Annotated in this window: 11 protein-coding genes and 3 pseudogenes; 7 read left to right on the forward strand and 7 right to left on the reverse strand. The window is 32.9% G+C overall.

Going from position 1 to position 15928, the window contains the following annotated elements; genetic code table 11:
- Positions 1–1147 precede the first annotated feature (1147 nt).
- Positions 1148–2356, reverse strand: coding sequence for an MFS transporter (locus AC0NJG_RS25980; protein WP_087953778.1), 1209 nt, complete (start codon positions 2354–2356; stop codon positions 1148–1150).
- A gap of 380 nt (positions 2357–2736) precedes the next feature.
- On the opposite strand from AC0NJG_RS25980, the gene AC0NJG_RS25985 reads away from it, so the two are divergent.
- The 3 genes from AC0NJG_RS25985 to AC0NJG_RS25995 are packed head-to-tail and all read left to right on the forward strand — an operon-like array spanning position 2737 to position 5979.
- Positions 2737–4011, forward strand: coding sequence for an aspartate aminotransferase family protein (locus AC0NJG_RS25985; RefSeq protein WP_087953779.1), 1275 nt, complete (start codon positions 2737–2739; stop codon positions 4009–4011).
- Complete coding sequence (locus AC0NJG_RS25990; protein ID WP_474063599.1) at positions 4008–4955, forward strand: inositol monophosphatase family protein; 948 nt, start codon at positions 4008–4010, stop codon at positions 4953–4955. The genes AC0NJG_RS25985 and AC0NJG_RS25990 overlap by 4 nt, the downstream gene beginning before the upstream one ends.
- The gene (locus AC0NJG_RS25995) at positions 4933–5979 is read left to right on the forward strand and encodes a zinc-dependent alcohol dehydrogenase (RefSeq protein ID WP_087953781.1); all 1047 of its coding nucleotides are present in this window, start codon (positions 4933–4935) and stop codon (positions 5977–5979) included. The genes AC0NJG_RS25990 and AC0NJG_RS25995 overlap by 23 nt, the downstream gene beginning before the upstream one ends.
- A gap of 235 nt (positions 5980–6214) precedes the next feature.
- On the opposite strand, the pseudogene AC0NJG_RS26000 reads toward AC0NJG_RS25995, so the two are convergent.
- The 4 genes and pseudogenes from AC0NJG_RS26000 to AC0NJG_RS26015 form a co-directional block, all read right to left on the reverse strand.
- Positions 6215–7462: pseudogene (locus AC0NJG_RS26000) on the reverse strand (DNA/RNA helicase domain-containing protein); the annotation flags it as partial.
- Between the two features lie 63 nt (positions 7463–7525).
- Entirely contained in the window at positions 7526–7867 is a 342-nt protein-coding gene (locus tag AC0NJG_RS26005) for a hypothetical protein (RefSeq protein ID WP_087951345.1), read from the reverse strand.
- 37 nt (positions 7868–7904) lie between these two features.
- Positions 7905–9152 carry a WXG100 family type VII secretion target gene (locus tag AC0NJG_RS26010; RefSeq protein WP_087951346.1) on the reverse strand — a complete coding sequence of 416 codons (1248 nt, stop codon included), beginning with the start codon at positions 9150–9152 and terminating at the stop codon, positions 7905–7907.
- 254 nt (positions 9153–9406) lie between these two features.
- Positions 9407–10825, reverse strand: coding sequence for a right-handed parallel beta-helix repeat-containing protein (locus AC0NJG_RS26015; protein ID WP_474063600.1), 1419 nt, complete (start codon positions 10823–10825; stop codon positions 9407–9409).
- A 252-nt stretch (positions 10826–11077) separates the two neighbouring features.
- Between AC0NJG_RS26015 and AC0NJG_RS26020 the strand changes: the two are divergent.
- Positions 11078–11305 (forward strand): annotated as a pseudogene (locus AC0NJG_RS26020) (hypothetical protein); the annotation flags it as partial.
- On the forward strand, positions 11302–11427 hold the full coding sequence (locus AC0NJG_RS26025; protein ID WP_072180202.1) for an aspartate phosphatase: 126 nt from the start codon (positions 11302–11304) through the stop codon (positions 11425–11427). The pseudogene AC0NJG_RS26020 and the gene AC0NJG_RS26025, both read left to right, overlap by 4 nt.
- A 1360-nt stretch (positions 11428–12787) precedes the next feature.
- Here AC0NJG_RS26025 and AC0NJG_RS26030 read toward each other — a convergent pair.
- Positions 12788–12988, reverse strand: coding sequence for a YolD-like family protein (locus AC0NJG_RS26030; RefSeq protein ID WP_474063630.1), 201 nt, complete (start codon positions 12986–12988; stop codon positions 12788–12790).
- Positions 12989–13093: 105 nt separating this feature from the next.
- Between AC0NJG_RS26030 and AC0NJG_RS26035 the strand changes: the two genes are divergently transcribed.
- Together AC0NJG_RS26035 and AC0NJG_RS26040 are read left to right on the forward strand one after the other, a co-directional pair.
- Complete coding sequence (locus tag AC0NJG_RS26035) at positions 13094–14404, forward strand: hypothetical protein (RefSeq protein WP_474063601.1); 1311 nt, start codon at positions 13094–13096, stop codon at positions 14402–14404.
- 19 nt (positions 14405–14423) lie between these two features.
- Positions 14424–14843: a hypothetical protein gene (locus tag AC0NJG_RS26040; protein WP_474063602.1), complete on the forward strand. Its 420-nt coding sequence runs from the start codon at positions 14424–14426 to the stop codon at positions 14841–14843.
- 540 nt (positions 14844–15383) lie between these two features.
- Here the strand turns inward: AC0NJG_RS26040 and AC0NJG_RS26045 are convergent.
- Positions 15384–15884, reverse strand: a pseudogene (locus tag AC0NJG_RS26045) (right-handed parallel beta-helix repeat-containing protein); the annotation flags it as partial.
- Positions 15885–15928: the final 44 nt, after the last annotated feature.

Here is a 15928-nt window from a genome sequence, read left to right on the forward strand (position 1 = left end):
ATACGAAGTTTGTTGGATTATATGAGTCGTAATTCAACAAAGATACAGGTATTTTGGCAGAATGTGTTTCAAACAAAAGAAAAGACACCCTAAGGTGCCTTCCTGCGACTTGAACCATCGTCATATGGTATTGGATGCCAATCCAATTATCATTTTACCACGTTAAATAATTTTGGTTGTTGAGAAATATAATTCAAATCTATATGTTGTTTACTTTTGCTTCGTTAGCTTTTTTGTAGTGAATTCTTCAATCTGTTGAGATGTACTTTTAATTTCATCGGTAATTGTTATTTTGCTACCCGGGTGCACACAGTAACAGTATTTGTTGCGCCAGAACCAACAACAGTAATTGAATGTAAAAAATAGTTGAAAGACAAAATGCATATTATTATATTGAGAATGATAAATTTAAGGTGGCATCTGGAAGGGAATAGTTATAAATGAAAACAATAAAGGGGAAGTTATTTCTTAGCATTGATATTATAGGTTGTATCCTTTGTATTATAATGTTTATTATAAGCTTTGTTAATTTTAGAACATGGGTGCACTCTTTTTTATTTCTTGTCTGCGGACTAATTTTCCTTATTAATATAGTAAATATTTTTAAAGGAAAAAGGCGTAATTTAAATTAAAATAAATTTTTATTCATATAGCTCAAAAAAATCACTATTCTTTTTGTAGAAATATACAGGAAGGATGGCTTGATCAATTAAAGTTTAATAGAATTTTTTACATAAGAATCCCTCACTTTTAAACAAAGTAAAATTGGGGAGCTTATTAATGAATCAGAAAAAGATATTCAAATTGAACTTAGAATATCTAGAAGAATTTTTAGAGTTACTAGACAAAGAACGTATTCTGATTATTTAACTAGTGAATGACTAAAGTTAACAAACTAAAATTATGTAAATGAGCTGTCCATATGGACGGCTCATTTTTTTTCTTAGCATGTGTTTTCTCCGAAATGCTGAGGGTACGACATCATTATCAAGTTAAGAAAAGCAAATATCCTCAAAATGAAAAACTAAGCCGTTTTTTATTAAAAATCCACGTAATTTTTAACCCGGAGGTGATATAAAATATGGTTTATCGGAAATCTACGATTATGCTTGCTCTTCTTTATATACTTGCATCAAAACTCTAGAATCTAAATTTCATGATTGTTTTCATGTTCTCGTATAACTGATAAATGAGTATTTCCTAAAACTTGAATTCCAATTATCAATATGAGCATTAGTAACATTATACAGGCAAATAGCCAGAAAGTAATTTGGACAGGGTACTTATCCATACTTTGTCCTATAATAATTGGAATCAATGATCCACCTAGGCCGTTTGTAGCTAATAATATACTAGTTGTCTTTTCTGTTTGACCAGGAAAATATAGGTTTGTGATAATTAAGGCAATCGCGAACATTGCTGCCATAAATAAACCCAGAAAGAAGCACAGAAAGAAACCTAACCAGACATTACCGCTAATGGCTAGCAAAATAAGTACAACTAAGCCGCCGATATTAATTGAAAGTAAAAACTTGTTATAGGTAAGCTTTTCAGAGATAACACCTGTTAACGCGCGCCCTATTACCATTGCCGTCCAGTAAACAGTTACAGTCAGTGTTGCAAGAGAATTAGGGACTTCCCACTCTTCCATGAAAAGTGAAGGTAAAAAATGAACAATAGATACTTCGCTCCCACCATAACAGAAGAAATATATCGCAGAAAATGTAATGATTAAAAACGTCTTTTTAGTATAAGAACCAGTTGTTCTATTAATAGGTGTATTGGGATTGGTATTCTTTATAAGAAAATCATCTATTTCACCAAAAGACAATACCTTCCATCCAATCATAACTAAACATGAGCTCAACCCCAATATTAAAAATGCATACTCCCAAATACCCTTACTTATAAGTATGCTCGAGAAAAGTGGCATGAATAGTGCACCTAATCCAAATGCAACCTCTAGTTTACCCATTGCTGAGGCTTGTTTTTCTTGAAATGTAACTAAGATGATTGTGCCAATACAAGATTCTGCTAATCCAGCCCCGAATCCTGCTAATCCAACTAATGGAAAAAGAAAATACCAAGTTGGTAGGAAAAATGAAAAAAGTTCAAAACTAATCATAATTAAACCCAGGAGAACAACATTTTTACGTCCTAGTTTTCTAACTAGGATAGGCATGCTAAGTACACCAAATAAAAAACCAACAAATTGACCAAAGATGAGTAAACCACCATTACTATAATTTTGGTTATAGTGAAGTAGAATCTCAGGTAGCATTGCACCAATGATGACTAAGGTAAAAGCGATTAACATATAAGAAAAGAAGCTTATCCAAAGTAAACGTTTTAACAACTATTTCTCCCCCTTATAAATAATTTATTATTGTTTAAATCAATTGCATATACTAAATATTTAATATCTAGATATTACCAATATTTTTATGTAGAAAAAATTTTAATTTTAAAATTAAATTTTTAAATGTTAATAATTTTTAATTATACTACCTTTTATTTTATTTTTTCTAAAAATTCATTATTTTTTACTTTCTCAACATAATTTACTTTAAATTAACTTGTAGTATGGATATTTCACATTATATTATGAGACTGTTATTTAATAACAATTTTCAAATTTTGGTGCATAAGTAAATACAGTCATAATCCATTATTTGTTAGGTGGGGCCCCTAACAAACAAATTTTAACATTACTAAAATAATAGGAGTGTTGTAAAAATGAATGGTAAAGTTAAAAGTTTAACAAACCCTGACAGTCTGTATTACAAAGTAGACGATGTTGTAATGGAGAGAGGGGAAGGCATCTACCTTTACGATCAAAATGGAAATAAATATTTTGACTGCGCATCAGCTACATTCAATTTGAATTTAGGGTACAGTAATAAAGAAGTGATCGACGTAGTAAAAAATCAAATGGATAATCTTATTCATGTTACTTCATCCTATCAAACAGACCCCGTAAATAAATTAGCAGAGAAACTTGTTGAAATTGCTCCTAGCAATCTCACAAGAGCACACCCAAAAGTTAGCAGTGGTTCAGCAGCGAATGAAGGTGCTATTAAAATGGCACAATACAATACTGGGAAACGTGATGTTATTTCTTTGTTTCGCAGCCATTTGGGACAAACATATATGATGTCAGCTCTTTCAGGAAATGCTTTTCGAAGAGAACCATTCCCACCTCAATTTTCCTTTGGATTGCAAGTCCCAGACCCTTATTGCATGCGTTGTTTTTATAATCAAAAATCCGATTCTTGTGGAATGCTATGTGTGGAGAGGATTAATGATTTTATTGAATATGCAAGTACTGGGAATGTTGCAGCTATTATGGTCGAGCCGATCTCAGGAAATGGAGGAAATATTGTTCCACCAAAAGGATATTTCAAAGCGTTAAAAAAATTATGTGAAGAACACGATATTGCATTAATTTTTGATGAGATACAAACTGGATTTGGTAGAACAGGTAAGATGTTTGCTGCTGATTACTTTGATGTACAACCGAATATGATGACTGTAGCTAAAGGTTTAGGTGGAACTGGATTCCAAGTTGCAGCTATTCTTACCGAAGAGAAGTATGTGGGAATGCCTGGTCATCATCACTCTTTTACTTATGGATCCAATGTAATGGCGTCTGCTGCAGCATGTACCACAATTGATATATTACAAAGACCTGGATTTTTGGACAACGTGACTGTCGTTGGAAATTATATAATGGAACGTTTAGAAAAAATGAAAGATAGATTTAAGTTTATTGGAGATGTAAGGGGTGTAGGTTTAATGATTGGGGTTGAAATAGTAAAAGATAATAATGAACCCGATGTTGAGCTTACAAATCATATTGCAAAACGTGCTATGGATCATGGCATAATTATCAGAACGTCTAGATATGGCTACGGAAATGTTTTTAAAATTCGTCCACCTCTTACTATTACTCTAAGTGAAGCAGAAGAATTGTGTTATAAATTAACTCATCTATTGGAGGAGATCAAATGAAAACCTATATTATTGAGTTAGGAAAATACGTATATGATAAGGTGAAAAGTCAAAAGGGAACTTTGAAAAATCGTTTGGTTAATGGATATTCCCCAGGTGGAGACGCACAGTTTAATATTGATGCTGCAGCAGAAAATGCGGTTCTAGATTATATAGCAGATAAGAAAGAACCGGTTGCATTCTATACTGAAGATGGTGGACTTAAGATTTTTGGAGAAAATCCACAATATATTATAATTGTAGATCCAATTGATGGTACACGTCCTGCAGCTGCAGGACTTGAAATGTCTTGTATTTCTATTGCTTTAGCAAAATACAAGGACAATTCTAAAATTAAAGATATTGAATATGCGTTTTTAATGGAACTGAAAACAGGTAACTACATGTATAGTGATATTTTTTCAAATTCCATTGAATTTGAAGGCTATAATAGCCAATTACCAAACTTAAGTCAGGGTAAAGATATTAAGAATATGTTTTGGAGTTTTGAATTTAACGGTCATCCTACTAATTTAATGATTGAAGCTTATGGACATCTAATTGATGAGTCAGCGAATAATGGTGGCGTATTTATATTTAATAGTGCATCTTATTCTATTTCACGAATTATTACAGGTCAAATGGATGCATATGTAGATATCGGGAATAGACTTCTTAAAGATTATCCAGATTTGTTACCAGATTTTCAAAGGGTAGGAAATGGTCAAGTCTTACACCTCTTTCCATATGATATAGCTGCTAGTGTATTTCTAGCGAAAAAAGCAGGAGTAATTATTACTGACGCATATGGTAATTCTTTAGATGAAACTCTTTTAACAGATCTCAGTTATACTAACCAGCAGTCATGTATAGCAGCTTCTACCAAAGAATTACACCAAAATTTATTGGAGAAAATTAATTGGAAACGGAGCGTGAAAAAGTATGAAGGCATTGGTATGGACTGAAAATAAAGCGTTAGAATATAAAGAAGTGGAAGAACCTCAAATACAAAAAAATAATGATGTAAAAGTCAAGATTTATGGTACTGGGATTTGTGGGACCGATCTAAATGTATTAAAAGGGAAGATGTATGCCGCTCCAAATATGGTTATGGGACATGAATCGGTTGGAGTCGTAGTGGAGGTAGGAGAAGAGGTTAGAAATGTAACCGTGGGAGATCGTGTTGTAATTGATCCTACCCAGTTTTGTGGGAAATGTTATTACTGTAGAAAAGGTTTAACATGCTATTGCGAAGAGTTTGATGAATGGCAGCTAGGAATTGGTGCTCATGGGACTTTTGGAGAATATTACGTTGGAGAAGATAGATTTATTTACAAATTACCTGAATCAATGGAATGGGAGAGAGCAACATTAATTGAACCTCTTTCATGTGTTCTTAGCGTTATAGAAAAAGCTAATATAAAACCAGATGACTCTGTTCTAGTTTTAGGGTCTGGGCCGATTGGACTATTAGTTCAGATGATTGCTAGAAAACTTTCTAGAATTACAGTTGCCACGGAAATTGGTCCCTTTAGAACAGAAGCTGCACGAAAAATAACTAAATATGTATATCATCCGCAAAAACTTACTTTAGAAGAAATCTACCGGATTAATCAAGGAAGAAAGTTCGATGTAATTTTTGATGCCATAGGTAATCAACTAGACTGGGCATATCCGTTAATTGAAAAAGGTGGAAGGCTTATTCCGATGGGGTTTGATGATACCTATGAGTTTAAGATTAAACCGTTTGAATTACTATCAAAAGGGATTACAATTATTGGAACTGGAGAAGCGCATCATATGATGGAAAAGGCTTTATCCTGTGCTATAGATCTTCCAGAATTATCGAATTTAATTACGGAAAAGGTAGCTCTTGAAAATTTTGATACAGCTATTGGTAACTTAATGGGATTTGACCCAACTACTAATGAAAGAAAAGAGATTAATTCCATTAAAACAATATTAGTCTCTGAACCTACTAGTATCTAAGAAAGGTTCTGTACAAGTTTTTTTAGGAACAGATAATCCCATTGAATAATTGTCTATGTATGAAATTGTCAAATATTGCTGTAATTTTTCTCTAAAAAGTTGTAATTCATGTTGAATTGAAAAATTCATAAAAACGTTATTCTTTCTAGTATCTTTTTAGAAAGAATAACGTTTTTTACACTTCTTTTATTCAGAATCTCTAAAACATCAATTCAGGAATGTGCAAATGGTTTTTTTATAAGTTCCAAGTCTCATCTAGAATCGGTTTTGGTGGGATGTAAATAATTGTTCCATCACGACCTCTTGTTAAAATAACTCTATATGCATAGAGCTTAATTTGGAACGGATCTTCAACACCCCATTGATAGTGCTGTCCCTTCCAAGTCCTATTCTGTAGATATAGATTATCATCGCAATGAACAAGCGTCATATCTAGTTCAAGTCCCTGTGTTTGAAATTCAGTTGAGCTATAGTTGAGCGCCCTACAATAGTACTGGGATTCGGGATAGTTAAAGTATTGAGCGATCTTACTAGGCCGTTCATCCCGTTCATCCCTTGGTAAAACAGGGGCTTCCTTTTGACGATCAGCGCCACCAGCACAGACAACGCCAACGGTTTTTGTATCATCCTGATAAAGCTGATGTAAAGTAAGTGGGGCTTTGGCTAAATCACGCGTAATAAAAAGTTGATAATGTTCTTTTGGTAGACTATGAATAAGCTGTTTTGTTTGTTCAAAATTAGTATCTAATAAGGTATTAATAATTTCATAGTATTTTAAAGCTGCATGAGCACGGAAAGATGAGTTTAAATGTAACTGAGAATGTGTTCTATAATGTGCTGTATTTGTGAATATAGAATTAGGATGTTTAGAGTGAACAGTCACGTTTTTTCCAGCGATCGCAGTATTCCATAAAGCAAGGCCGCCTTCTTCACTAGAATAGATCTCTTGTCCTTCACCAATTAAGCCAATTGTTACAATCCACGGTTTATTGTTTGTTGTAATATTCATTATAATATCAGGTTCACTTAAGTTTTGGGCTTTTCGATTTCTTTTAGTGAGCGATTGATCGATCCTTTTTGTATCCCATGTCCGTTGAGCTTCATCAAAAATGATAATCTGTTCTTTGGGAATCATTCTCTTTTCGAGAAAGTCCATTTTATCGTATCTTGTAATACATCTACTAATGGTCCGTTGCCAGATAAATAAACTGCATTTTTCATCTCATGTGCAATGGTCAGACCCAGGTATGTTTTACCTGCTCCTGGCTCGCTAGATACTAAAATGAGATGATGGGTATTTGTATGTTGGGCCTCTTCAATAATTGAACGTACAGTTTGTTGTATTTCTGAAAAGTTACTGCTTGATACAGCTTTAATGTCAGGAAGCGGTTCATTATTTAAAATGGATCGAGCGGCTTCTAACATAGACACTATTGATTATATCCTCTAGCGTTAAAGTTGGTGCTGCTGTTTTATTTAATAAATATAGACAAAAAAGCTTATCCTTTAGCACTTAAAGATAAGCTTTTTATTTTAATGCATTTCTTTATTTTTTTTCTTTTTTAAATTCTTTTTGTTTTTCAATCCAAATGTGAATTAAATTTAATAATTCATCTGTTTCTATCTCACAAAATTCGCCTTTACCATCTTCTGCTAAATTGTCTAAGACGGTGGTTGTACTTCTCCGAATTTCTAAACCGCAAATGTTACCATTTACTACCCCATAGTTTTTTTCATTGTTTAAAACACTATTTATTTCATCTAAAATCCAATCTCCAAAAGCGGAAACTTCGACATATAAAAATGTTGCAACTAGTTCAATTTCCTTTGGTAATTTCATGATTAGAATCTCATCATCAAGTACTTCAAAACTATATTCATATTTCATTTTTGCTATACTCCCTTAACCTAATTAAAATTTGAGTTTATTCTTTTGGAAAGGCAGAGATAATTTTTCCATTACTATCTAGATACATAGTTATCTCTACACCATCAGGACCTACCCCTTTGTATGTATTACCGATTACATGTCTTTTATTATTGTATGCTTCATTTACATTATCTACAATGGTTTGTGGGGTCCAATCTTTAGGGAAAAATGTAGAAAATCCCCCATTTGCAGTCTTAATAGTTCCATTTACTTCTATTTTAGCTTTATAAATGCCTTGATTATTTACTGTTTCTTCAGTTCCTCTAATTATTTTTCCCGGTGTGTTCTCCAATGCCTCAGAATGATAACCAACCGCATTACCACTTCTATTTATTTCACCTTCTAAGATATGCTTGAGACCATTTTGTTTGAAGTTTTCTGTTCCTTGTAAACTAGATATGACTTCCTGGTTAGAAAGTGGGGGAGTCTGAATATCTTCAATTGAAGCAATTTTTTCAGAACTTCCGTCACCTTTAGAAAACTGGTAGGTTGAAAGTTTTTCTTCGGCTTGTTTAAAAGTAGCACTATCAAATACAGATCTACCACCATTACCACCTGCGAAAGCCAAATTATCGCCTTTATTAAATAATTGTCCAGCTTTTGAGATACCTTGAGAGAATTTAACCCCTTGTGCTAGTTTTGCAGCCTTACTGACCCCTTTATCTCCAAGAAGACCTAATCCAATTTGTGTTAAAGCATAAGATCCCCATCTTGCACGGGTCTCTGCATCACCATTTATCACATCTTTATTAAAAGAGTCGGATAATGCATTCCACATAGCAGGTAAAGCTTCATCTAAATGGGTGACAGTGTAGCCCATGCCTTTCCAAGTTTCCCAGTCACCTAATGCTTTTATACCGTCGATTGTATCTCCAACAGCATCTCCCGCACCATCTACTATACCATCCCATACTTTTCCTAAGAAAGATTTTTCAGGTGCTTTACTAGACTTAGTCGTTTTTTGGGATGTTACATCTTCACTATCTGCAACGCGGAATTTCTCAGCAATTCTCTTTAATTCTTCTTCAACATGCACAAGCGCATTAATAGCTGTGAATGCGCTTGGTCTTGCATTGTTAAACATTTGAACGAAATTTTGATTTGATGCGCCTGTCCATTGAAAACACATGTAATCAATTTGATTGCATAAGTTATTATGTATAGATTCTAATGCATGCTTTGTATCGTTTGCCCGTTGTGCAACTCGTTCCAATTCTTCGGGCGTTACTTTTATTTGAACCATTTTTTTCCTCCCTTTCCCGATTAAAATTATGAGGTAAGGAAGAGGGAATGTAAATACTTAATATTAAGAAAAAACAGCTATATTATATGAAATACTTATGGATGAATCCAATGTAAATGTGAAGTGGATATAGAGTTTTTATGAGCATGAAAAGTTGCAGTTTCAATTAAAACTACAACTTTTCATTTTTCTTTCACTTTTATAGGAGAGGGGAGGGGAATGAGCTAAGATAAAGTTGCTTTAGTAGATTTGTTTTATTCTAAAATATGTTTGAACGAAGGGGATAATTTGCTAAATATACTATGTTGTTCATTTCCTTCTTGAATCATATTTGCTTGATAAGTTGAAAATCCTTTATACGTTTTTCTTTTCCATTGCCATAAGCCATTACTTTGATTGAATTCACCATAGTAATGATTGTAATCCAATTTGTTCCCAGTGTTTTTATTAAAATTATTGCTGATAAAAATACGGCTGTTACTAGCATAGATTTGGTTATTGGTAATTACATTGTTACGGGTATCGTAATTTAATTCGATTTGGCCACTCTCTTGATCTTTTGTATCATTTTTATATATAACATTGTTCGTAATTGTGTTATTTTCCGCATATCCTTGCTGACTGTCATAACCACCAATTGCAATGCCACTCATGATATTATTGGATATCGTATTGTCCCTAACAGTAATACGGCTTGCGCTTTTTCCTGCATGTTCGCTAGCTACTTCAATACCGAGGTCGTTTTCATAGCTTTGATTTTGCTCAATGATAATTTCTTTTCCGCCATCCACGTAAATACCATCAGCTGAATATTCATTATAACTAGTATTATTAATTGATGAATTGTGATGAACAATGTTATTACGAACGACTCCATTCCGTGCTTGATCTAAAGTAGCTACTGGAGATACTTCTTCATGTCCAATCAGAACAATTCCGATGTTGTTGTTATCATGTACTCTGTTATTGGTAACTTCAAAAGAATCTACATTCCCATTCACAGCAATCGCTTCACTAAGCCCTAATTTTAAATTTGTTACTTCGTTATTATCGATGACAATATGATTTAGATTATTTTGTGCACTTGATGAGGTACCGTATACAGCAATCCCGTGTGCATTTCCATTCTTTACATTTGCTTCAATGTGATGAATATAATTATTTCTAATCTCGATATTACTTCCTGTTCCAGTAATATAAATACCAATAGGGGTTTCATTAACTTTTGTTGATTTTAAATTGCGAAACTCTAATCCTTTTACTTGGATATAATTTTTGTCCTCTATTGTAAATAACCCATCATCCTCTAACTTGACTGTGGAACCATCAAGAATTACTTTTTCATCCTGGTAATTTTGAAAAGTAATAGGTGCTCCCGAGACTCCAGAATGAGTGACACGAACCTTTTGGTTATAAATCCCGCCTCTTATGTAGATTGTACTTCCTTCTTTAGCAACGTTAGAAGCTTTTTGAATGGTAGCAAAAGGTCGATCTAATGTGCCGGGATTGAGGTCGCTTCCTGTTGAAGATACATAGTAATTTGCACCAGAAATTAAATTGTCATTGGATTGTGCAAAGGTAGGGGCGGGGAGTGTGAAAATTAACATACTGAAAGAAAGTAGAAAGATAAAAAACGATTTTTTTAATAAGGGAAATAAGGTTTGATATTTCATCATGATCCTCCTTCTTTTTTAGCATTCCTTCTCAACTATATAATTCAAACTGACGATTTATATCTTGTACTAATAAAAAAGACCGAGTAATGAATTCTGGATTAAGAAACACCAACTCCTATGGTCTACGTCTTCTATCTGAAACTAAATTTTTAATAATTCATGGTTTTTCGTATAAAATCAAATTATATATACGTGTATTTAAAGAAATATGGATATTAAAATCGGTAGACGAGGGAATGAGAGATACTAATTTTAAAAGCAGTACATAACTATGCACCACAAGAAGAATTAGAAAAGGTGGTCATGGAAGGTATTTCGTATTTTGAAAGAGAAGAATTATATGATTGGGTAAAAGAATATGCTTATCTTTTAGGTAATATATTCTATTGTTCAGAAAATCACGACAAATCCAGCAAGTATTTACACATCGCTTTAGATGCAGACAAAAAGAGTATAGAAAGAAGGGCGCTAAAATGAAAAAAGCAATCTTATTAATGATGATGTTATCCGCTGTTTTTACTTTTGGTCTTACTAATGTAAAAGACGTATCACAAAATGAAACTATTCAAGTGTTTATGGATCATGGAGAGCATATTTAATTATCTAAAGAAAGAGGGAGCTGCGAGCACCCTCTTTTTTAATTATGACCATATTAATTTAGAAATAACATAACTAGCCATATATACGTGTACTTAAAGAAATATGGGTATTACTATCGGTGGACGAGGGAATGAGGGATATTGATAGTAATTTTAAAGCGTATTAATTCGTTGTATACGAACTAAATGTAAAAGTATTCTTGATTTAAATTCTTCCTTCCCTGATATAAGTAAATACTATTAGTTGAATATTCGTTATACGTAGTATTATGAATAGATGAATCGTTTGGATATCATTATTTATAATATCAGTGTAATTTTCTGCTTCGGGTGTACCTTAGTATTTATTATCTATAATGATACCTCAATTTGTAGGATTCATTATTGACTCAAGAATGACATTACATGGTGGGTTTCAATATAAAAGAATTGAAAATACATCTCTAGAATGAACTACCCTTGAATCATAAAGATTTTCTTAGTCATTGATTTTTTTGTACAAAGAGTATTTATATTTCTTTATAGAAAAAACTGCCTCCCAATCGTTAGACATGTCTAACAGTTGGGAGGCAGTTTTTTTGTGCTCACTATAGAAGAGCATAAAAAATTTAATCACCATTCTTTTCATTTATATCATTACGAAGGTAAATGGGAAAAGAACTTCGCTGAATATGTGTCTGTTCTTTTAATTTGTGTAATTACGGAGGTAAAACAGAAAAGAACTCCGCTGAATTTTATTTTTAACAGCTGTTTATTTAGCCAAGTGTAACCAAAAAACGAACCCTCGTCTTGTATTGATTTTCTAAGAATTGAGAGTTCTTTTTTATGGCTCATTTACAGTAGAGCCATAAAAAATTTAATCGCCATTCTTTTCATTTATATCATTACGAAGGTGAATGGGTAAGAACTTCGCTAAATATGTCCCTGTTCTTTTAATTTGTATAATTACGGAGGTGAAACAGAAAAGAACTCCGCTGAATTTTATCTTTATTGGTTTTTTATTATAAATCATTAAGTAAGCAAAACGCAATAATTTTACTTAATTTAACAACCATTAAATCATAACACAAAGAATAAGTATATGCAAATAAATTAATATACATATTTTTTATTTTCAACATTATTGGTTTGATTATTATAGGGTTAGTTGCAATATTTATTGGAGCAAGTATAGCACTGTTCTTGGATTATGTAGGAAATAGAAATGGGGAAATTAAGTAAAAATATTACTTGATATTTCATCATCATCTTTTTTCATTTTATAGCATTCCTTCTCAACTATAAAGTTAAAATTCAAGATGTATATCTTGTATCAATAAAAATAGTTTATATGTAAGAGGAGATACCCAGCTTATTCTATTTAGCATGTAATAGTAATAAGACATTGGTATAATAAACATCCAACAACGGTCATATAGCTAGAGAGTAAATACCTATCTTCATAATATGTAATTAATATGTTTTCCTCAGATAATAGGGAACATAACAATATGTTCTCAATCAATTCTTTTTCTTCAGTGGTTAAGGTCGGCCGAGTTACTTTGTTTTTCTCCCTGAAAATTTGTCACTTTACTCATAAGTTTACCACGGTTGGAAGCATAAACTTGCTGTGTGTTTTATTGATGTAGCTTTGGAATAATGTTTGGTAAGATTAATACAAATAATCTTGATAAAAGAGCAGAAAGAAAGAGCGTATTTTGAAAAAAAAATTCAAAACACGCTCTTAATTTATTTAATGGAATCATTCTTTTGTAAAAAAATAGGGGAATATCTCCAAAGAATCAAAAAACATGGTAATATAGAACTGAATATACAGAACCTAATATATAGTGTGGCTGGGGGAAGAACTATGAGTTTAGAAGAGCTAAGAAAAAAGAGGGCGGCGTTAAGTAAGAGCACCGATATCACATTAAATAACATCACTACAATTGCGGAAGAATCTAATCGGGTGGCATTAGTGGCGAATCAAGCAGATAAACATTTGCGAGAGTTAACGTTAGAATTTGAGCGTCAAACTGGGCTTAATGGTTTGGACTTGAAATTTCTCTTCTTTGCTACTGCCCTTCAATGTGCCAGACAGTATTTACTGACTCCATTTCAAGAACGCTTAAATGACAAAGAGGCAGCAAAAAAAGTGAAGAACAATCATCCGAAAGAAACGAGTAATCGGATGCATCAATGGTACTGGCCATCTATTGAAGAAATTCAAACAAGTCCTGTCCCATATGATGCTATCTATGGTTCAAAAGATTTTGATTTGGGCTTCAGCGGGAGTAATCATCGCCATAAAACACTGGGGCATGATCCTTTGTTTGGATGGGTTTTTGGTCTTGCCAATATTGTAACCAGCACACTTACTACATGGGATTTTCAATCCTTTCATGTTAAAACTGGTCTGACAGCTAATGAACATCGACGGGATAAAATTAGCAATAGAGCAGATACCATGAAAGTCCTATCATATACCAAAGATCGCTTTCTTGATGATGGGATAGAAGGGAAAAAAGCTTTAGGAATCGCGGTATTTAAACATGCTATCCACTTAAAATCCGATCAGTATTCGACTGCAGGCTTACCAATACCAGCTATTAGTACTTTTTCCCCTCAGTTATCACAAAAGCTAGCTGAATATGGGATAGATATGGGAAACGTTGCAACAGTAGGGAAACAAGCCTCTCTGTCGATTTTAATTAACACTTTGATTGCAACTATACATGGCTTGTATTATGACCCAACCAAGTATTCGTCGTGGTCACAATACGAAGTGAAAACAAGAAAAATACTAAGCTATTCAAATCTAATTGCTTCAAGTAGCAATCTCATCTATGTAGGGATAAGTAGAGATGTTAAAAAACTAGATATTGGTGGTCTTGCTGTCGCATTATACCGCTTAATCTCTGATATTGAATTTATCCAACAAGTGAAAGATGAGTTTGTATTTGGCGGCTTCAACGACCTTATTCAAGGGGACATATAACTTATAGGAGTGAGTAACAGTGGGTTTTAAACGATTTATGAAGAAAAACCTTATTCCGTTTTATAATACAAGAGACATGATTAAGAAGGTTCAGACATATGGTTTCGTTGACGGTATTAAAGAAAAAATGCGTGAAGACTTTTTAGAAGACACACCAATAAGTAGCCATATCTACAATGCTGGCAAACATGAAGGCAAGAAAGATGGTTATAAAAAAGCCTCTAGTGAATATGAGAAAAAATTGATCGCTCAAGCAAATGCCTTCCTCAACCAAAAGGAAATATTCGAAAGTCAAAAGCAAGAATATGAACAACTTCTTGATGAATACGAAAGATATATTGAAGAAATGAATGCAAAAGAACATCTAACTAATGAAGAAAAAGATAACCTTTCACAAATCATTAGCATGGAACGTAAATTAACAAAGTTAATAGCGTAGAAGAACCTGTATTTAAAAAATATGGAACCCCTCAGGGTGGGATAAAAAAGTCTGTCTCTGTTATTATCGAGACAGTTACAGATGATTTAAAGAATAAATGTACATTTACCAGTCTTTGTTCGCTTCAGCCAGTGCTAAACTAAATAATATAACATGAAGCGAAAAACACAGTAGTTACACAGCCAAACATCGGCAATGTAATTCTGTGTTTTTTATTTTTATATCAATCAAAGCTTTGTTTAGTAACTTTTAAAAGTACGTGTTCAATAATCTGGCCCGTTTGCTTAATAAGAAAAAAATCCTACATTATCAAAAATCCACATATAAACGGTTTAACTTTGTTTTAAATCCAGAATTAAAAGTACTTAAAAATCTTTTATGAAAAACACTTCGAATATTTCATCATTGTATAAGGGGAAAATGGAAGTATTGTATCTTGGGAAAAATATCAGATTCTTAATTTGAAGTGAACTTCAATTGATAGAAATGTGAAAGATATATAAAGCAGCTCTTTTGATAAGAGCTGCTTTATATTGTCTTAATATACATTAAAACCTTTAAAATCCCGAAATATATAGGAGTTTCGTTAACTTTCGTAGATTTTAAATTGCGAAATTCTAATCCATTTACTTGAATATAGTTTTTGTTTTCTATTGTAAATAACCCATCATCTTCTAACTTGACTTTAGAACCATCGAGAATGACTTTTTCATCTTGGTAATTTTGAAAAGTAATGGGTGCTCCTGAGGCACCAGAATGAGCGACACGAACTTTTTGGTTATAAACTCCGCCTCTTATGTAGATTGTACTTCCTTCTTTAGTGACGTTAGCAGCTTTTTGAATGGTAGCAAAAGGCCGATTTAATGTGCCGGGATTGGGGCCGTTACCTGTAGGAGATACATAGTAATTTATAACAGAATTTGTATTGTTTTTGGATTGTGCAAAGGCTGGTACTGGAAGTGTGAAAATTAACATACTGAAAGAAAGTATGAAGATAAAAAGAGATTTTTTTAATGAGGGGAATATTTCTTGATAGTTCATCATTTTCTTCCTCCTTATTATTAGCATTCCTTCTCAACCATATA

The organism is Bacillus sp. SSR7 (assembly GCF_055902415.1).

Bases quoted from the DNA above. Each gene is read 5' to 3' on its own strand.
- AC0NJG_RS25985 (WP_087953779.1), top strand. From the start codon at position 2,737: ATGAATGGTAAAGTTAAAAGTTTAACAAACCCTGACAGTCTGTATTAC.
- AC0NJG_RS25990 (WP_474063599.1), top strand. From the start codon at position 4,008: ATGAAAACCTATATTATTGAGTTAGGAAAATACGTATATGATAAGGTG.
- AC0NJG_RS25995 (WP_087953781.1), top strand. From the start codon at position 4,933: ATGAAGGCATTGGTATGGACTGAAAATAAAGCGTTAGAATATAAAGAA.
- AC0NJG_RS26005 (WP_087951345.1), bottom strand. From the start codon at position 7,867: ATGAAATATGAATATAGTTTTGAAGTACTTGATGATGAGATTCTAATC.
- AC0NJG_RS26010 (WP_087951346.1), bottom strand. From the start codon at position 9,152: ATGGTTCAAATAAAAGTAACGCCCGAAGAATTGGAACGAGTTGCACAA.
- AC0NJG_RS26015 (WP_474063600.1), bottom strand. From the start codon at position 10,825: ATGAAATATCAAACCTTATTTCCCTTATTAAAAAAATCGTTTTTTATC.
- AC0NJG_RS26025 (WP_072180202.1), top strand. From the start codon at position 11,302: ATGAAAAAAGCAATCTTATTAATGATGATGTTATCCGCTGTTTTTACT.